Below are 18,839 nucleotides of genomic sequence, written 5' to 3' on the forward strand. Positions count from 1 at the left end.
CGTACAGCCATAGCCGTACAGACATACAGATTCACGACACTTACAGAGCCGTAGATACCTACAGAGAAGGGCCCCGGCGCCGAGGGGAACGGTGCCGGGGCCCTTCCGTATGCCCGTCCGTCCGGGCCGCCGCCCGGGTTCTGGTGCGGGGGGGGACCTAGTCGTGCCAGGCGCCGTACTCCTCAAGCAGCGACTGAAGGGGCTCGAAGACGCCGGGGGTGGCGGCCACCGTCAGGTCCCAGCCCGGCCGGGTGCCGGGACGGCCGCCCGTGAGCGCGCCCGCCTCGCGGGCGATGAGATCGCCGGCCGCCAGGTCCCAGGGGTGCAGTCCGCGCTCGTAGTAGCCGTCGAGCCGCCCCGCCGCGACATCGCAGAGGTCGGTCGCCGCCGATCCGCCGCGGCGGATGTCGCGCAGTTGGGGGATCAGCCGCTGGGCGATCCCCGCCTGATGGGTGCGGACGGCGGTGACGTAGTTGAAGCCGGTCGACACCAGGGCACGCTCCAACGGCGGAGCGGGGCGGCAGCCGATCGGGCGGTCATTGAGGAACGCTCCGCCGCCGCGCACGGCGCGGAAGATCTCGCGGCGCAGCGGGATCGCGACGACTCCGGCCAGCGTCTCGCCGTCGCGTTCCGCCGCGATGGAGACGGCCCAAGTGGGCAGCCCGTAAAGGTAGTTGACCGTGCCGTCCAGCGGGTCGATGACCCAGCGGACCCCGCTGCTGCCCGCCGAGCTGGCGCCCTCCTCGCCGAGGAAGCCGTCGTCGGGGCGGTGTTCGGAGAGATAGCCGGTGATCAGCTTCTCGGCCGCGATGTCCATCTCGGTGACCACGTCGATGGGGCTGGACTTGGTGGCGGCGACGGCCAGATCGTCGGGGCGGCCGTCACGCAGCAGCGCACCGGCCCGGCTCGCCGCCTCCAGGGCGAGTGCGAGCAGTTCCCCGCTCAGGGCGTCCTCGTTCGGGGCGTCGGTCACAGCGTGCGGGGCGTCGGTCACAGTGGGCTCCTTCAGGCGTAAGGACTGTCGGCGCCCGCCGCGGCGGGCCTGGGGGCACGGGCGGGGCAGCAGCCGACGGGGCAGAGGTCATGGCTCGGGCCGAGCGCGCCCAGGGAGCAGCGTTCCACCGCACGCCCCCGCTCGGAGGCGGCGCGTTCCAGGAGGAGATCACGTACCGCCGCGGCGAAGCGCGGATCCGCCCCCACCGTCGCCGAGCGGCGTACGGGGAGTCCCAGCTCCGCGGCCTTGGCGGTGGCCTCGGTGTCGAGGTCGTACAGGACCTCCATGTGGTCGGAGACGAAGCCGATGGGGGCCATCACGACGGCGGGGACGCCCTCGCCGTGCAGGGTCTCCAGGTGGTCGCAGATGTCCGGCTCCAGCCACGGGATGTGCGGGGCGCCGCTGCGCGACTGGTAGACGAGCTGCCAGGGGTGCTCGACGCCGGTCTCCTCGCGGACCGCGTCCGCGATCAGCCGGGCGACGTCGAGATGCTGCGCCACATAGGCACCGCCCTCGCCGTGGGCCTCGACGGGTCCCGAGGTGTCGGCGGCGGCGTCGGGGATGGAGTGGGTGGTGAAGGCGAGACGCGCGCCCGCGCGTACGTCCGGCGGCAGGTCCGCGAGCGAGGCGAGCACGCCGTCGACCATGGGGCGTACGAAGCCGGGGTGATTGAAGTAGTGGCGCAGTTTGTCCACCCGGGGCACCGCGAGCCCCTCGTCGGCCAGGGTGGCGAGCGCGTCCGCGAGGTTCTCGCGGTACTGGCGGCAGCCCGAGTACGAGGCGTACGCGCTGGTGGCGAGGACAGCGATACGGCGCCGGCCGTCCGCGACCATCTCGCGCAGGGTGTCGGTCAGATACGGCGCCCAGTTGCGGTTGCCCCAGTAGACCGGCAGGTCCACGCCGTGCTCGACGAAGTCCTTGCGCAGGGCGTCCAGCAGGGCGCGGTTCTGTTCGTTGATCGGGCTGACCCCGCCGAACAGGAAGTAGTGCTTGCCCACTTCCTTCAGCCGTTCCTTGGGGATGCCACGGCCCCGGGTCACGTTCTCCAGGAACGGAACCACATCGTCCGGGCCCTCGGGACCGCCGAAGGACAGCAGAAGGAGAGCGTCGTAGGGGGAAGTCGCGAGCTGTTCTGGCATGTGTCCGATCCTCCCACCCGGCTCTCCGGGCCCGGCAACCGCGCCTCGCCCCGCCCCGCCCGGCGTCGGCCGATGTCGCCCCGTATCGTCCGGTCCGATCGTCCGGTCCGAAAATCGGGGCGCGTACGCGGGAGCGCGACCGTAAGCTGTATCGCCAGATTCATTCCTTACCGGAGCGTCCGTTGCCCAGTTCCTACCATGCGATTTTCGCCGCTCCCGGTACCAAGGGATTCAGTGCGGCCGGTCTGATCGGCAGAATGCCGCTGGCCATGATGGGCATCGGCATCGTGACGATGATCTCCGAGCTCACGGGGCGTTACGGGCTGGCGGGGGCGCTCTCGGCGACGCTGGCGATGTCCGCCGCGCTGCTCGGTCCGCAGATCTCCCGGCTCGTCGACCGGCACGGCCAGGGGCGGATCCTGCGCCCGGCGACGCTGGTCGCGGTGACGTCCGTGGCGGGGCTGCTCGTCTGCGCCCAGCAGTCCGCCCCCGACTGGACCCTGTTCGTCTTCGCCGCGGGCGCGGGCTGTGTGCCGAGCCTCGGCGCGATGGTGCGGGCGCGCTGGGCCGCGCTCTACCGGGGCTCACCGCGCGAGCTGCACACCGCGTACGCGTGGGAGTCGATCATCGACGAGGTCTGCTTCATCGTCGGTCCGATCGTCTCGATCGGGCTCTCGACCGCCTGGTTCCCGGAGGCGGGTCCGCTGCTCGCGGCCGTCTTCCTGGTCGTCGGGGTCGTCTGGCTGACCGCGCAGCGGGCCACCGAGCCCGTACCGGGGCCACGCGAGCTGCACACCGGGGGTTCGGCGCTCCGCTCCCCCGGGCTGCGCGTCCTGGTGGCGACCTTCGTCGCGACCGGGACGATCTTCGGCGCGGTCGATGTGGTGACGGTCGCCTTCGCGGAGGAGCGGGGTCACAAGACGGCCGCGAGTCTGGTGCTGGCCGTGTACGCGCTCGGATCCTGCCTCGCCGGGGTGGTGTTCGGGCTGCTGCATCTCACCGGACCTCCCGCACGAAGGTGGCTGGTGGGTATCTGCGCGATGGCCTTGAGTATGATCCCCCTCCAACTGGCCGGGAGCTTGCCGTTTCTGGCCGTGGCGCTCTTTGTCGCGGGCCTCTCCGTCGCACCGACGATGGTGACGACCATGGCCCTCGTCGAAGCGCACGTACCGCGCACCAAGCTGACCGAGGGCATGACCTGGACCAGTACCGGGCTCGCGGTCGGCGTGGCGCTCGGCTCGTCGGCCGCCGGCTGGGTGGTCGACGCGGCCGGGGCCGAGGCGGGGTACGGAGTGCCCGTCGCGGCGGGCGCGGCCGCGGCCGTGGTGGCGTTCCTGGGGTATCGCCGGCTGCGCGGGCCGGTACCGAGTCGGGGAGGGCGCGGGGCGGATGACCAGGAACCGTACGACGGCCACGAGAGCGTGGCGTAACTGGGCGGGAACCGTCGCGGCCCGTCCGGCCCGCGTGGTGTCCCCGGCCTCCGTCGAGGAGCTGACCGGGATCGTACGCCGGGCGGCGGCGGAGGGACTCAGGGTCAAGGCCGTCGGTACGGGCCACTCCTTCACCGCGGCCGCCGCCACCGACGGGGTGCTGATCCGCCCCGATCTGCTCACCGGCATCCGGGAGACCGACCGGGCGGCGGGCACTGTCACCGTGGCGGCGGGCACCCCTCTGAAACGGCTGAACACGGCGCTGGCCAGGGAGGGACTGTCGCTCACCAATATGGGCGACATCATGGAGCAGACCGTCGCGGGCGCCACCTCCACCGGTACCCATGGCACCGGCCGGGACTCGGCCTCCATAGCCGCCCAGATCCGGGCCCTGGAACTCGTCACGGCCGACGGCTCGCTGCTGCGCTGCTCGGCCGAGGAGAACCCGGAGGTCTTCGCCGCCGCCCGGATCGGGCTCGGCGCGCTGGGTGTGGTCACCGCGCTCACCCTGGCTGTGGAGCCGGTCTTCCTGCTGACGGCCCGTGAGGAGCCGATGACCTTCGACCGGGTCACGGCCGAGTTCGACCAGCATGTCGCGGAGAACGAGCACTTCGAGTTCTATTGGTTCCCGCACACCGGCAACTGCAACACCAAGCGCAACAACCGCAGCGCGGGTCACGCGGCGCCGCCCGGCCGGCTCAGCGGCTGGATCGACGACGAACTCCTCTCCAACGGGGCCTTCCAGATGGCCTGTTCGCTCGGCCGTGCCGTTCCCGCGACCATCCCCGCCCTCGCCAAGATCTCCAGCCGCGCTCTCTCCGCCCGTACGTACACGGACATCCCTTACAAAGTCTTCACTTCCCCGCGCCGGGTGCGCTTCGTGGAGATGGAGTACGCGCTGCCGCGCGAGGCCGCGATCGGGGCGCTGCGCGAGGTCAAGGCGATGATCGAGCGTTCCCCGCTACGGGTGAGTTTCCCGGTGGAGATACGGACGGCTCCGGCGGACGACATCGCGCTTTCGACGGCGTCGGGCCGGGAGAGCGCGTACATCGCGGTGCATCTGTACCGGGGCACGCCGTACCGCTCCTACTTCACCGCGGTGGAGCGGATCATGACCGCGCACGGCGGCCGGCCGCACTGGGGGAAGATCCACACCAGGGACGCGGCGTATCTGTCCGGGGTATATCCGCGCTTCGGCGAGTTCACGGCGGTACGGGACCGGCTGGATCCGGACCGGCTGTTCGGGAACGACTATCTGCGGCGGGTCCTCGGGGACTAGGGCGTCGAGTTGTCCGTTGTGGTGTCACTCGTTCCGGTACCGCCGGTGCCGTTGGAGGGTGTCGGAGCCGGACTGGAGCCGCCGGGGCCGGACGGGGTGGCGGAGGGCGTGGTGGACGGAGTGGGTGACGGATCCGGACTGCCGCCCTGTCCCGCGCCCGTACCCGTGCTCGGTCCGGTGCCTGGCGTGCCGCTCGGGTCCGTACCTCCGGTGCCGCCCGAGGACCGCCCGTCGGGTGTCCCGCTCGGATCCCCGCCGGGGCCGGGGGAGTTGGCGGGGTCCTTCGACGGGGTGGAATCGCCGCCACCGCCGCGTACGACGTATCCGACGGTCGTCCCCTTGCCTCCGTTCAGATCCCGCCCGGCGGCGAGTTCGAACCCGGTGATGCCGACCATCGCCACCACGAAGACGACAACGGCCGCGCGGAGCGGGCGCTTCCAGCCCCGCACCCGGGTGCCATGGGTGGTGGCCTCCCCGAACACCCCGTCCGGAACAGGTGGATTGCCGGGATCGTCCCGTACCGGCACCTGCCGGCCCCCCGGCTTCACCTGGACGGTGACCTCGCGTATCTGCTCGCCGGTGCGCCGGAACAGATGCTGGAAGACCGGGCCGCCGCAGGTGGCGATCACGCTGACCACACCGGCGCCGACGATCGTCCCGTACACGCCGAGCCGGGAGGCGAGCACGGCCGCCGCGACCGCCGCGAGCGTGCTGCCCGCGACCTGCGCGACGCTCAGATCGAGCCGCTGCGCCGGCGGGTTCCCGGATACCTCGCTCTCGTTCTGCCGCGTACCGCTGCCCGACCGCTGATCCATCTACCGCCCCTGATCGCCCATCTGCCCTACCTTGCACCAAGAAAGGACAACTGAGCGAAACGAATAGTTCCGATTTCGGAGGTTCTGTGAAGCAGGACACCCGTTCGGGATCGTCACCGAGACCCAACTCCCCTACCCTGGGAGAACTTGGGCGGCGCGCCGGTCCACCCCCGTGGCCCGAATGGAGTACTGTGGCGAGCCCTGGGGCCGGACTCCCTCATGGGTGTCCGGGACCTACGGGAAGGGGGCCGAACGTGGCACTCGAACCGGCGGAGCCGTGGCACCGTACGGGCACCTGCTGCAGAGAGTGACCGAGTCCGTCACTCTGCGTCGCAAACAGGTAACCGTGCCATCGGCGATCCAGGACCCATGCCCGACACGCCGGGCAGCAGCACGGAAAGGTTGTGGCAGGCTGCACCCGGGCAGGCCACACTCGACTAGCGGAAGCAGCGACGCACGTGACGTCGGCAGGCACCACCCGGGAGGTCCCCATGCCCGAACTGCGTGTCGTGGCCGTCTCCAACGACGGCACACGACTGGTGCTCAAAGCTGCCGACAGTACGGAATACACGCTTCCGATTGATGAGCGGCTGCGCGCCGCCGTGCGCAATGACCGCGCCCGTCTCGGCCAGATCGAGATCGAGGTGGAGAGCCACCTCAGACCGCGTGACATCCAGGCGCGGATACGAGCCGGTGCCTCCGCCGAGGAGGTCGCGCAGCACGCCGGAATCCCGGTCGACCGGGTCCGCCGCTTCGAGGGCCCGGTGCTCGCCGAGCGCGCCTTCATGGCGGAGCGGGCCAGGAAGACGGCGGTGCGCCGGCCCGGCGAGAACACCGGGCCCCAGCTCGGTGAGGCCGTGCAGGAGCGGCTGACGCTGCGCGGCGCCGACAAGGAGACCGTGCAGTGGGACTCCTGGCGCCGCGACGACGGCACCTGGGAAGTCCTGCTGGTCTATCTGGTCGCGGGCGAGCCGCACTCCGCGAGCTGGACGTACGACCCGCCCCGGCGGCTCGTACAGGCCGTGGACGACGAGGCACGCGCGCTGATCGGTGACACGGACGACACGGTCGCCGCGAAGGAGCCGAGCTTCCCGTTCGTGCCCCGGATCGCGCGGCTGCCGCGCGACCGGCCGCTGGATCGTTCCCTCGACCGGCAGCTGGAGCGGCCGGTCGCACCGGAGCCGGACGACACGAGTGAGCGCGACTCGCTGACCAGCCTGCTGGAGGCGGTGCCGAGCTTCCGCGGCGACATGGTGGTGCCCGAGCAGCCCGTGGGCCCGGCCGCCGACCAGGAGGAAGAGCCGGACGCCGAGGAGCCGGTGGCGCCCGCCGCCTCCGCCGGTGCCGGATCGGCGTACGCGGATGTGCTGATGCCGCGTTCGGTGGCCGGTCACCGGGACCGGCTCACGGGTACGACGGACCGCCAGGCGGAGGCGGACGGCGTACGTCCGGGCCGCCGGGCCGCGGTGCCGAGCTGGGACGAGATCGTGTTCGGTACACGCCGCAAGAAGCAGGATTAGCACGTACGTACCTACGGAGCGGGAGGGGCCGGTGCCCACCACGGCTGGTGAGCACCGGCCCCTCCGGCGCGCTCAGGATCTACCGCCTCTTACTGGGGATCCGGCCCCTTGGCGACCGGACGCGACGTGTCGGCGGACCACTCGGACCAGGAACCCGCGTACAGCGCCGCCGGGATGCCCGCGATCTCCAGGGCCAGCACCTCATGGGCGGCCGAAACACCCGAGCCACAGTAGACGCCGACCTTCGAATCGCCGGTGACCCCCAGCGCCGCGAAGCGGGCCGCGAGATCCTGGGCCGGGAGGAACCCGCCGTTTTCAGCCACGTTCTCCGTGGTCGGCGCCGACAGCGCGCCGGGGATATGGCCGCCGACGCGGTCGATCGGCTCGACATCGCCGCGGTAGCGCTCGGCCGCCCGCGCGTCCAGCAGCAGTCCCTCGCGGGCCAGGGCCGCCGCGGCGTCCGCGTCCAGCAGCCCGAGCGCGCCGGGCGCCGGGGTGAAGTCGCCCTCCTCCGGCGCGGGGACCTCGGTGGTCACGGGGCCGGTCCAGCCGGCCAGCCCGCCGTCCAGCACCCGGACGTCCGGGTGGCCCGCCCAGCGCAGCAGCCACCAGGCGCGGGCCGCCGCCCAGGACTGTCCGCCGTCGTACACCACGACCGGTCTGTCCTGCGAGACTCCGGCCCGGCGCATCGCCGCGCCGAAGGCCTCCACCTCGGGCAGCGGGTGCCGGCCGGCCGCGCCGGGCGGGCCCGCCAGTTCCTGGTCGAGGTCGACGTAGACGGCGCCCGGAAGATGGCCGGCCTCGTACTGCGCGCGGCCGGGCGGACCGCCGAGCTGCCAGCGGGCGTCGAGCAGGACGGGCGGGCGCGGCCCGGCCGACTCGCAGGCGAGTTCTGCTGCGGTGATGATGGCTGTCATGGACGCCATCCTCGCGTACTCTCCGGGCCGCTCGTAACGGTGGAGAAACGGGGGGTAAACAGCGAATCGAGATCCCGCCAAATGCGGCGCGGCCACCCGGCGCGGGATGCCGGTGGGTGACAGCATCACCACGGCCGTACGGCCATGTCACGGCGGCTCGCAATCGGCCCTGGGCCGCCACCACGAAGGTCCGAGGAGAGAGTGACGATGACCGAGGCAGCGATCCGGCGCACACCCGGCACACCCTGCTGGGTGAGTCTGATGGTGCACGGCCTTGCCGCGACCGAGGAGTTCTACGGAGCGCTGTTCGGCTGGGAGTTCCAGCCCGGACCGCAGCAGCTCGGACCGTATGTCCGCGGACTGCTCGACGGCAAGGAGATCGCGGGCATCGGGCAGTTGCCGCCGGACCGGCAGCTGCCCATCTCCTGGATGACCTATCTGGCGACGGACGACGCCGATCTGACGGCCGAGACGATCAGGAGCTGCGGCGGCACCGTCGGCGTCGGACCGCTGGACGCGGCCGAGGCCGGCCGGATGGCCATAGCCTCGGATCCGTCGGGTGCGGTCTTCGGGATCTGGCAGGCGGCGGCGCATATCGGCACGGCCGTGGCCGGGGCCCATGGCACACCGATCTGGAACGAACTGATCACCCGTGAGACATCCACGGTCGGCAAGTTCTACGAAGCGCTCTTCGGTTATGACGTGGAGGCGGTCGTCTCCCCCGACTTCGATTTTCTGACGCTGCGTCTGGAGGACCGGCCCGTCGCCTCGCTGCACGGCGTCGGCCGGTCGCTCAGCCGCGATCTGGGCTCGCACTGGATGACGTACTTCGAGGTGGACGACACGGACGCCGCGGCGGGGCTGGTGACCGAACTGGGCGGGCGGGTGATCACGCCACCGCGCGAGGGCGCGTACGGGCGGCTCGCGACGGTCGCGGACCCGGAGGGCGCGGTCTTCACGATCGTACGGTCGGCCACGCACTGACCGGGGGCGTACCGGCCGGCTCCCAATGACGTGAGCGGCCGGCCCCGGTAGCGGCGGCTCGGACCGGGAGGACGTCCGGGGAGGCCACCGAACTCAACTGCCGCCCACGCGAAACGCTCGGCTGGGAAACCCCAGCCGAGCGCCCGCGTAAACCGCTCGCGGCCTGACCAACACGACCACGTGTTGCAACGATCCCTAAGAAAGCGTCGGTCGGTCCGGGTCTCCGTACCTGCCGCGCCTACCGCGGAGCGTCAGCCGCGTGCCTGGAACGTCACCTCACTCACGCCCCAGAGGAACTCGCTGCCCAGCGGGTTCTCCGGCCATTCGGCATGGAAGTTCCGGACGAGGAATTCCACCATCCCGCAGTCGTAGCGGCTCCACAGCGAATCGTTGCGCTGATAGACCACGACCGGCCACTTGGCGGGATCGTCGTCCGACGCGTCCCAGCACAGCATGTCCGCGGTGGCGTCGACCCCCCAGGTGATCAGCACCGGAGAAGTGCCCTCCAGTTCGGGGGTTTTCTCCTCCGTCTCCCAGTCGGCCTCGGCGTTCGCCGTCTCGATCACCATGCCGTCCCGCGGTGCCTGCTCCAGCGGGACCTTGGGCTCCGGCCTACCGATCGAGAGGTAGTTCTGCACCGCGCCGGGGCCGTAGACCTCCATGTAGCGCTGGAAGTCGAGCGGGAAGGGCTTGCCCCACGATACGGCGAGGGCGGTCCAGTCGACCGTCGTGCCCCCGTCCGTCGGCGGCGGCATGAGCCGTCGCAGGGCGTCCAGATCGGCCAGCTCACTCATCGGTACCTCGCTCTGTGTGCATTCGGTCCTCGTCGGTCAGCGTCATGGGGTGCTCCCCGTAGGTGCCGCCGCGCCGTTGTCCATCTGTGTGCCGAGATTGTCTCCCGTGCTCAGTTCGTTCGGTATGAACACCTGGAAGTCGATCCCGGCCGAGCCGTCGGGATTGACGCCGTACGCCGACATGTCGTACCCGGTCGGCACCGTCCTGCTGCCGTCGTAGCGGGGCGACACGGTGTACATGACGTCCTGGCCGGCCATCACGGCCGCGTAGACCTTGCTCTCGTACGTTCTCATGTGCTCCTCGCCCTGCGTGGAACCGATCTGCTTGGCGTTGGCGCCGCGGGCGCATGGGGAGAGGTTCGCCAGGACGCCCTTGCCCGCCAGCTTGTTGCCGATGAGGTGACAGGCGTTGACGTTCTTCTGTGCGTCCAGCCCCTTGCCCGTGGCGAAGCCCTGAGCCCACTGGTATCCGGGCGGGTTCGAACCCACGGGCGTGCCCTTGTTCTTCTTGAGGTAATCCTTCGTCAGGCATGCCTCACCGGTCGTGGCCCGGCTGCCGTTGGCCGCGTCCCGCTCGCCATACTTGATCCAGCCGTCACCGCAACCGGACCGGTCGTCGTCGCTGTCGGGCTCCGGCTGGGGCCGCGGAACGGGCCGCGGGGCAGGTGCGGGCTCGGCGTCGGCGTCGTCCCGCGCACGGGAACGCTCGTCGATCCGGTCCCGGACCTCGCTGACGACGTAGTCGACGGCGGCGGCCACGGCGATGACCGCGACCGTGACCACGACCGCGACGACGAAGACCGCGGCGACCACAGGGATGGCGAGGGCGAACCAGTGACCGTCGACCTCGACGTTGCTGATCGGGTTGCCGCCGGTGAAGGCGTAGCGGTTGCCGGTGAAGGGGTCACTGCCCAGACCCATGTCGGCCAGGGCCCCGTTGTACATGTCCCGGCTGGTGAAGCGGTTCAGCCCCGGGTCGTAGTCGCGGAAGCCCATGTCGTACGTGCCGGATCCGGCGTCCCACCGCTTGGCGTTGTAGCGGTAGGAGTTGTACTCCTCCTTGGTCGGATCGGCGGCGTCCGGCTTGTCGATGCCGGTGAACTCCGACGAGTCGTCGTTGCCGTAGGCCGTGTAGCCGTAGGTGGCCTTGGTGTTGCCGGTGCCGTCGGTCAGGGTCTCGACGTCCGTGTGGCTGTTGTAGCCGTAGTACGCGTCCTCGGTTGTCCCGTTCTCGTTGTGCTTGACCTGCGACAGGCGCTGGCCCCACGGGCTGTATTGGTAGGACTTGGTGAGCTTGCCGGCCACCTCCTCGGTCAGTACCTCCTGGGAGAGGCCGAGGTAGCGGTAGTCGGTGGTCTTGCCGTCAGCGGTCTTGGACGAGGTGCGGTCGAGCGGGTCAAACGTGTACTTCGTCGACTTCATGGTGCCGTCCGCGTCCCGTTGCTGGGACTCGGTGACGTGGTCGAAGCCGTCGTAGATGCTGCGCGAGACGACCTGCCCGTCGTGGGACGTCGACTCCTGACGGCCCAGCGGGTCGTAGTTGAAGGAGGTGACGGACCCGGCGGTGGTCGACGTCTGCAGCCGGTTGCGGTCGTACCGGAAGTCCGTGGGCGTGCCGCCGACGGTCTGCTGGACGACGTTGGCGTTGTCGTCGTGGACGAACGTCTCCGTGGCGGCGCCGTTGCCGGTCTTCACCGACTTGGAGATCCGGTCGACCGGGTCGTAGGTGTACTCGGTGGTGGACTCCAGGTACGCCGAGTGGTTGTCGGCGTTCATCTTCTTCGCCGTGTCCTTCGCCTTGTTGCCGTTGGCGTCGTAGACGTAGGCGTGCGAGGCGACGAGCGTGCCGTCGGACTTCTTCTCCGCGCTGGTGTTCACCGTTCCGTCGAGGAAGTACGTGTGGTCGACGGTGTTGCCGTTGTCCTTGGTCTCCCGCAGCACCTCACCGCGGTCGGTGTAGGCGTAGGAGGTGACCTTGGGGTCGGTGTCCGTGGGCGACGTGCCCACCGAGACCGACTTGACCTTCTCCCTCAGGTCGTAGGTGTACTTCGAGTACTGGTCGGGGTGGGTGATCGTCTCGGGCTGGTCGTTGGGGTCGTAGGTGTAGGACGTGTTCGTCTTCTCCTGGCCGGCCAGGGTCTCGGTGACCCGGGACACCCGGTTCAAGCCGGTGTAGGAGATCGTGTACTTGTCGACCTCGGCGCCGGGCGACAGGTCGTCGATCAGCGAGAGGTTGTCGTTGAGGTCGTAGGCGTAGCGGAAGTGGTGCTTCTCCGCGTCGATGTCGCCGGTCAGGTCGCGCACCAGCTTGACCCCGTCGGCCACGACCTTGCCGTCGGCGGCCTGGAACAGCTCCAGTTTCGCCGCGTTGCCCTGGGTGAAGTCGTACGTGCCGAGGCTGACCCAGGTACCCGCCGCGGCGGTCTGGTCGACCGTCTTGTCGGTGCTTCCGCCGGTGTGGGTGACCTTGTACTTGGCGGTCTTGCTGGCACCCGCGACCTGCGGGAACTTCACGTAGGCGGTGTACTTGCCGTTCTTGGGGATGTTCAGCGTCCAGGAGTACGCGTCCGTCCCGCCGCCGGCCGCGTGCACGCGGTGGTCGAAGCCCTGCTGCCCGCTGAGGCTCGCCGTGGTCCAGGTGCCGGTGGAACCGGTGTGCTGGATGTCGGAGTTGTCGACGAGGGGCACCGCGGTGCCCACCGGCACGCCGTCGTCGGTCTTCTCCTTCAGCTTGCCGTTCGGGTAGTAGCTCCAGCCCATGGTGCGGCTGACGGAGTCGCCGGCGGAGCTCAGCGTCCTGGAGGTCTGCAGCCCCAGGTCGTTGTACTCGTAGCTGGTCCGGATGTCCCACGGGTCGGTGGAGCTCCTGGTCCACCCGTTGTCGTAGTAGGTGAACTCGGTGTCGTTGCGGACCGTCTGGCCTTCCGAGGGCGGTAGCGAGGTCCGGGTGACGCGGCCGGCCGCGTCGTAGAACGTCTGCGTGTACACGTTCGGGTCGTTGTAGCGGGTGTCCGACGGGTTGTACGGCAGGTACTGCTTGACCGGCCGGTTCAGCGCGTCGTACTCGGTGCGCTTGGTGAAGTCGTCGGCGTTCTCGGTCTCCGTGCCGCGCGGGGTGATCACCCGGGTGGCGTTGCCGACCTGGTCGTACTCGTAACGGGTGGTCCGGTACGTGGTGTCGCCGCCGGTGCTTGAGTGCGGAACCTTGACCTCGGCCTTGCGGCCCCGCTCGTCGTAGCTGGACAGGGTGGTGTTGCCGTCGGGGTCCGTGTCGACGACGACCAGCGCGTCCTTGTCGTAGGCGCGGCGCGTCTCATTGCCCAGCGGGTCGGTGACCGAGGTGACCCGGTGCTCCAGGTCGTAGGTCATCTTCGACGAGAAGTCGTCGGGGTCCGCCGTCCGGTTCCTCTTCGGGTCGACGACCTTGACGTTGTTGCCCACCGAGTCGTACGAGTACGTGATCCTCTCGCCGACGGCGTTGACCACCGAGGCGAGCTGGTAGATCTCGTCGTAGTTCTGGGTGGTGGTGTAGTCGTCCGGGTCGGCGGGCGTGTCGACGCCCTTCGGCTCGGTGGTCGTCTTCAGGTGACCGGTCTTGTCGTAGGTGTAGGCGGTCCGGCGCAGGGGCGCGGTCGGCGAGTCCTGCGGCGAGGTGGCCTCGGTGATCTGGTCGGCCGCGTCGTAGACCGCCGTGGAGACCGCTCCCGTGGGCGAGATCGCCTTGGTGACGTTGTCGTTGGCGTCGTAGTCGGGTGCCGGAACGGTCACCAGGTCGTTCTCGGCCTGGTCCCTCGGTACCGTCCTGACCTCCGGCCGACCGTACGTGTCGTATGTCTGCGTGGTGCGGGTGCCCAGCGGGTCGGTGGTCCGGGTGACCTTGCCGCGCTCGTCGTACTCGTAGGTCGAGCTGTTGTTCAGCGCGTCCGTGATCTTCGCCGGGGAACCGGTCGGGTCGAACTCGCTGTTCACCGTGGAGTGGCCGTTGGCGTCGGTGGACTTGGTGAGCTGACCGTGGGCGTCGTACTCGTACCGAGTCGTGTAGTCGCCCTCGGCGGGCGTCGAGACGCCCTTCGGGTCGGTGACCGACTTCAGGTTGCCGAAGTTGTCATAGCCGAACTGCCAGGCGCGGCCCTGCGGCGACGTCTTGCGGGACAGGTCGGAGGAGTAGCCGTCCAGCCGCTTGGCGTACTCGAACTTCTGGGCGTCGGCCGGGTACTTGCCGGGCGCGCAGTCGCTCTGCGGCGGGGCCCCGCCCGTGTTGTTCTCCGCGGTGCGCTTCCATTGCGGGTAGCCGGTGAGCGCGTCGTAGCAGTACGCGGTGACGGCTCCGTTGTTCTCCTCCATGTGGGTGACGTTGTTGTCCGCGTCCCACGCCAGCACGGTCTGCTGCGACTTGGCGTTGACGGACCGCACCGGGCGCCCGAAGTCGTCAGTGACGTACGTGGTGTTGTGGCCCTCGGCGTCGGTGACCACCGCGGACGTGAAGCGGGTATTGGCCGTGTCCGGGGCGTAGGCGAACTCGGTGCGGCCGCCGATGCGGTCGGTGAGGGTCTGGGTCCACCAGTGGTACTTCGGGTCTTCGCCCTCGTCCGGGTAGTAGTAGTCGAGGCCGGTCGCGTTTCCGCGCGGGTCGGTGATCTCGACCAGTTTGACGTTCTTGTTGCCCTGCTCGGCGTCGTAGGTGAAGCCGAAGACCTTCGGCTGGGACGAGCCCGCGCCGTCGGTCAGCTTGGTCAGCAGTCCCTTGTCGGAGTACTCGAAGGCCAGCGTGCGGCCCGAGACGTCGGTCATCGACTTGAGGTGGTCGATGATCTTCGGGCTGCTGGTGTCCGCCTTGGTGTAGTAAGCGGCGGTGAGCGTCTCCCGCCCGGTCGGGTCGGTGATGTACTTGAGGAACTTCGTCGGCTTGTTGTTGGACTTGCGTTCCTCGTACGTGAACGTCTGGGTGTTGCCGTTCTTGTCGACGACGGACGTCTGGTAGCCGTCACAGCCGAACAGGAACCGCGTGCCGTCCGGGCGCGTGAGAGTCCAGGCGTCCGGTATGGGGTCCTTCGCCGGGGTGCAGTCCAGTCCCGGTTTGGCCGAGAGCCGGAAGTGGACGCCGGCCGGCGCCTTCCACGTGCCGTCGTCCCGCAGTCGGAAGGTGTGGGTGGTCCCGTCCCCATCCGGCAGCCGGACCTCCCGCGGGTTCGGGTTCGGGTGGAAGTCCAGCGGGGCGCCGAGCCGGATCGGCCCCGCGGCCTGCACGGACCAGCCGTGACCGGCGACGGTGTCCGAGGTGTCCTGGGTGTTGTAGGCGAAGCGGGCGAAGGTGTTCAGGCCGCGGCCCGGGTTGCTGAGAGCGTTGTACTGCCAGACGCTGTTCCCGGCGGCGGTGTTGTTCATCAGCGACGAACCCGCGCCGGTGTTCGTGCCGTTGTACGAGTAGTACTTCTCCAGGCCGAGCTGGTCCGAGGTCGGGTCCTCGACGGTGACGTTCTGCTGGAGTCCGGCTGTGCCGCCCGCGCCGGACAGCCAGGTACCCGCCACCGTGTCCCGGACGTCCCAGGTGAGGACGTACTCGGTGCGCTTGTTGCCCGAGCCGGAGTTGATGGGGGCGCGGAGGCCGGCCCGCAGGGTGACCGAGTCACCGGGCAGCAGGTCGGCGGGCAGGGCGGTCTGGAGCTGGTTACCGCCGGTGGTGACGTCGGAGCCGTCCGGGAGCGCCCACCGGTAGCTCAGGGCGTGGGTGCCGGCTTTCCAGGTGGACGTGGTGGTGTTGGTGAGGGTGAACTCGACGGTGTGGTCGCTGTTCGGGGTGATCCGTGCCGGGGTCTGCGGCGCGTAGTACGTCGACTCGGTGGTCGAGTCGATGTAGGTGACCACGATCCTGGGGTGGAGCCGTGGCTCGGTGCCCTCGGAGGAAAGGAACAGGGTCCGCTCCTGCGAGGCGGCCTCGTCGGCCATCTTGAGAATCACGCCCTGCTGGGACGACGGAGTCGTCACCCAGGACTGGGCGAGCGAGGTGACGTTCCAGTCGTGCCGGGCCGGGTCGTTGGTCTTCGCCCCGGTGTCGGCCGTCACCGTGCCGAAGTCACCACCCGCGGTGGTCCAGTTCGTGGTCGCGTTCGCCTTGGCCCAGGTCGCCGCGGCCTCGTCGAAGTCGCGCGTCAGAGGCCGCAGTTCGTAGCGCGCTCCGGCGGTGTCCGTCGCGGTCTGCGTGCCCCACAGCCGCACGTTCGCGTCGAGGACCCGCGCCGTGGTCGGGATGCCGAGGGCAGGGAACTTCAGCACGGCGCGGGTGTCGCCGTAGGTGGCCGAGTTGTTGCCGACGCTGAGCCAGTTCTTCGGGCCGCCGTCGTCGATCGTGTCGTGCGTGGACGTGGGTCGGGCGGAGGACAGTGTGGTGTCCTGCGCGGCGTCCAGCACCTTGGTCGTCCGTCCAGCCTTCGGCAGCCGTACCAACTGCGTCGGAGCGGCGATGACCTGCCCGTCCTTTGTCTTGACCGCGACCATGTAGTAGTACGCGCGGCCGAACGGGTCCGGGTCTTCGGCCTTCGTCGGCACGGCGCTCGTGTCCGTGAACGAGGTCACCGCGGGCGCGACGGGCGCGACGAGGGTGGCGGCCGACGGGGTGAAGGTCTGGCTGATGGAGCGGTGGACCTGGTACTCGGCGATGTTGTCACCGATCCCGACGGGATCGGAGTCCTGGTACGTCGACCAGTTCAGCTTCGCGCCGGTGTCGTGGATCGTGGTCGGGGCGGCGAGGTCGACGCCCTGACGCCCGAAGGTCATGACGAGGCGCGGGTAGTTGGCGGACTCGCCGCCGTACCCGAACTCACTGCCCTCGTACCGCGGACCGCCCTTCGGGCCGTTCGCGGACTCGTCACCGGCCTTGATCACGAAACCGTTGTTCGTGTACGTCCCGTCGATCCACTGCTGGACCGTCTTGGTCACCGGGAAGGTGTGCCAGGTGTTCAGCTCGCCCGGCTGCTTGGTGACCACGCCGCCCTTGGTGAACCGCACCGCGTCCGCGATGACCGACGTGGCGGTCGATGCGGGACCGTCACCCAGAACGATCTTGCCCAGGGTGCCCGCCTTGAACGGGTGCGAGCCGAGCGTCTTCCACACACCGGCCGTGCCGGCCTGCTGGTTGACGCTGTACGCCTTGCTGCCGCCGTCGTACGTGACGGTGTACGGGGCGTTCGTGGCGCGGTCCGAGGCCGGCACGTTGTGCGCCTCGACCTGGTACGTGCCGTCCTCCGGAAGGCTCGGCTGCCAGGTGTACGTGTCACCCGCGACCGAGTCCTTGTTGTACAAGTAATCCTGGTTGACCGCGTACTGCGTGTACGCCGTGTTCCCCGACGCCGGCCACGCGCCGACGGCAGCCGTCCGTCCGGTGTCGCCGTCATCCACCACGACCGCCGTGCCCGACAGCTCACCGGTGAGGGTGTTCGCGCTGTTCCACGTCGCCTGGTCCTCGGTCCACGCCTGGGTGGCGCGGTGCGCCTCCAGCTGGACCTCGGTGTCACCGGTGGTGTGTGTCTGGTCGTAGTACAGCTTCAGATTGGCCGAGTCGAGCTTGGTACCGGCCGGGACGCCGGTCAGCGGGAACCGCAGCAGCGCACGCGACGAACCCGTGGAGGTGTTGCCGACCGACAGCCGCCAGTTGTCGTCGTAATTGGACCCCGGACCGTCCGAGGAGATCATCACGTCCTGCGCCGTCGTCGGCGTCGGCGCGATGGATATCGTCGGATCGATCGTGACCGGGTACTGCCGCTCCGGCGCGGCCAGCCACTTCGCATCGGGCGTGACCGTCAGCTTCCAGCCATTGCCGGCCCTGGTCAGCTTCTGGGTGACCTTCTTGCTGTGCGAGACCCCGTACGGCGACTGGGCGTCCTTCCTGGTGTCCGTCATGAACGCCGCGGGGATCACCAGGACCGGATTCGCGGCCTCGCCGTAGAAGGAGACCGAGCCGTCCTCGCCCGGCTTCGGCGTCAGCCCGCCGGCGTCCAGCGTGAAGGTGAAGGAGACCGGGCCCGTGGGCTTCCGGTCCAGGAGGATGTTCTCTTTCACCCGGCCCGGACCGACCTGGTACGACAGGTCCGCACCGGCCACGGCGTCCTTGTACGTGACGGTGTCGCCCTTGGCGACGGGGGTGAGCTTGCCCGCGCCCTGAAGGCCCAGCGTCACAGCATGCCCGTCACCGGACTCGAAGCGGAGCAGCCTGTCGGAGTCCGACCCGAACCAACTACTGGCGGCGTTGGTCGTGTTGGCGAAGTCGAAGCCCTTGGTGCCGGTCGGGATGACCGTCGGGTCGATGTCCTTCCACGACTTCCCCGCCCGATACCCGGTCGGCACCGCCGACACCTCGGCCTGCACCCGGCCGTCAGACATCTTCCAGTACCGGGCGTTCGCCGTACGACTGCCCGTCAGTTCCGCAACGCGCTTCGTCTTCCCGGCAGCCTTGCCCTTCGGCAGCTTCTCCCGGCTCGGCAGCACCGGAGTCCCACCGGTCGACGGCTCCTTTGGCCCGCCCGACTCGTCGTCGTCCTCCGAGAACCAGCTCGCGAAGGTATCGACAATACCCTTGCCGTTATCATTTGAAACCGGTGCCGCATAAGCGACTTGTGGAAGCATGGTCCCGGCAACCGCCGAAACCACGAGGCAGGCTATCGCCCGCCCGTATCTCAATTTCACGCCATCCCCTTCATTGGCACCCATCCCGCACCCAGGCGAAAGAGGCGCATCGCCGTGCCTGCGCGGGCACTCCGTCGCCGGTCACGGTGGACCTGACCTCGACCGGAGCACCTCAAGGCATGCCGAACCAGGCCACCACCCGCATACGGAGAAGTGGCCTCGTCAAAGGTGAGCCGATCGTGGCGGAGGGGATTCTGACCATGCGAGTTGACGCTTCGTCAACCGTTCGCACATTTAGGGCATTTCATTTATCGGATCATGGCGATTGGGGTCGCCTTGCCGGACTTT

Annotated in this window: 10 protein-coding genes; 4 read left to right on the plus strand and 6 right to left on the minus strand. The window is 69.4% G+C overall.

Features of this window, described 5'->3' with window-relative positions:
• Positions 1 to 157: 157 nt before the first annotated feature.
• Positions 158 to 994, minus strand: a complete 837-nt coding sequence (locus tag ACFRMN_RS27710) for an inositol monophosphatase family protein (RefSeq protein ID WP_383024093.1) — start codon at positions 992 to 994, stop codon at positions 158 to 160.
• An 11-nt stretch (positions 995 to 1,005) separates the two neighbouring features.
• The gene (locus ACFRMN_RS27715) at positions 1,006 to 2,133 is read right to left on the minus strand and encodes a ferrochelatase (RefSeq protein WP_383024096.1); all 1,128 of its coding nucleotides are present in this window, start codon (positions 2,131 to 2,133) and stop codon (positions 1,006 to 1,008) included.
• 182 nt (positions 2,134 to 2,315) lie between these two features.
• Here ACFRMN_RS27715 and ACFRMN_RS27720 point away from each other — a divergent pair, with 182 nt between their 5' ends.
• Entirely contained in the window at positions 2,316 to 3,563 is a 1,248-nt protein-coding gene (locus ACFRMN_RS27720) for an MFS transporter (RefSeq protein ID WP_383024098.1), read from the plus strand.
• Positions 3,523 to 4,842 (plus strand): D-arabinono-1,4-lactone oxidase, encoded by a 1,320-nt coding sequence (locus tag ACFRMN_RS27725; protein ID WP_383024101.1) that lies wholly within the window; start codon positions 3,523 to 3,525, stop codon positions 4,840 to 4,842. Before ACFRMN_RS27720 ends, ACFRMN_RS27725 begins: the two co-directional genes overlap by 41 nt.
• Here the strand turns inward: ACFRMN_RS27725 and ACFRMN_RS27730 are convergent.
• Positions 4,839 to 5,657: a hypothetical protein gene (locus ACFRMN_RS27730; protein ID WP_383024103.1), complete on the minus strand. Its 819-nt coding sequence runs from the start codon at positions 5,655 to 5,657 to the stop codon at positions 4,839 to 4,841. The genes ACFRMN_RS27725 and ACFRMN_RS27730 overlap by 4 nt on opposite strands.
• Positions 5,658 to 6,115: 458 nt before the next feature.
• Here ACFRMN_RS27730 and sepH point away from each other — a divergent pair, with 458 nt between their 5' ends.
• Positions 6,116 to 7,177 (plus strand): septation protein SepH, encoded by a 1,062-nt coding sequence (gene sepH / locus ACFRMN_RS27735; RefSeq protein WP_351390669.1) that lies wholly within the window; start codon positions 6,116 to 6,118, stop codon positions 7,175 to 7,177.
• A gap of 89 nt (positions 7,178 to 7,266) precedes the next feature.
• Here sepH and ACFRMN_RS27740 read toward each other — a convergent pair whose 3' ends face one another.
• On the minus strand, positions 7,267 to 8,094 hold the full coding sequence (locus tag ACFRMN_RS27740) for a sulfurtransferase (RefSeq protein WP_383024106.1): 828 nt from the start codon (positions 8,092 to 8,094) through the stop codon (positions 7,267 to 7,269).
• Between the two features lie 207 nt (positions 8,095 to 8,301).
• On the opposite strand from ACFRMN_RS27740, the gene ACFRMN_RS27745 reads away from it, so the two are divergent.
• Positions 8,302 to 9,078: a VOC family protein gene (locus ACFRMN_RS27745; protein ID WP_383024109.1), complete on the plus strand. Its 777-nt coding sequence runs from the start codon at positions 8,302 to 8,304 to the stop codon at positions 9,076 to 9,078.
• 251 nt (positions 9,079 to 9,329) lie between these two features.
• Here the strand turns inward: ACFRMN_RS27745 and ACFRMN_RS27750 are convergent, their stop codons facing one another.
• Together ACFRMN_RS27750 and ACFRMN_RS27755 are read right to left on the minus strand one after the other, a co-directional pair.
• Positions 9,330 to 9,872 carry a hypothetical protein gene (locus tag ACFRMN_RS27750; protein ID WP_383024112.1) on the minus strand — a complete coding sequence of 181 codons (543 nt, stop codon included), beginning with the start codon at positions 9,870 to 9,872 and terminating at the stop codon, positions 9,330 to 9,332.
• Positions 9,873 to 9,914: 42 nt separating this feature from the next.
• Positions 9,915 to 18,353 carry a DNRLRE domain-containing protein gene (locus ACFRMN_RS27755; protein ID WP_383024114.1) on the minus strand — a complete coding sequence of 2,813 codons (8,439 nt, stop codon included), beginning with the start codon at positions 18,351 to 18,353 and terminating at the stop codon, positions 9,915 to 9,917.
• Positions 18,354 to 18,839: the final 486 nt, after the last annotated feature.

The organism is Streptomyces sp. NPDC056835 (assembly GCF_042789485.1).
GTDB lineage: Bacteria > Actinomycetota > Actinomycetes > Streptomycetales > Streptomycetaceae > Streptomyces.

Bases quoted from the DNA above. Each gene is read 5' to 3' on its own strand.
- ACFRMN_RS27715 (WP_383024096.1), bottom strand. From the start codon at position 2,133: ATGCCAGAACAGCTCGCGACTTCCCCCTACGACGCTCTCCTTCTGCTG.
- ACFRMN_RS27725 (WP_383024101.1), top strand. From the start codon at position 3,523: ATGACCAGGAACCGTACGACGGCCACGAGAGCGTGGCGTAACTGGGCG.
- ACFRMN_RS27730 (WP_383024103.1), bottom strand. From the start codon at position 5,657: ATGGATCAGCGGTCGGGCAGCGGTACGCGGCAGAACGAGAGCGAGGTA.
- ACFRMN_RS27740 (WP_383024106.1), bottom strand. From the start codon at position 8,094: ATGACAGCCATCATCACCGCAGCAGAACTCGCCTGCGAGTCGGCCGGG.
- ACFRMN_RS27745 (WP_383024109.1), top strand. From the start codon at position 8,302: ATGACCGAGGCAGCGATCCGGCGCACACCCGGCACACCCTGCTGGGTG.
- ACFRMN_RS27750 (WP_383024112.1), bottom strand. From the start codon at position 9,872: ATGAGTGAGCTGGCCGATCTGGACGCCCTGCGACGGCTCATGCCGCCG.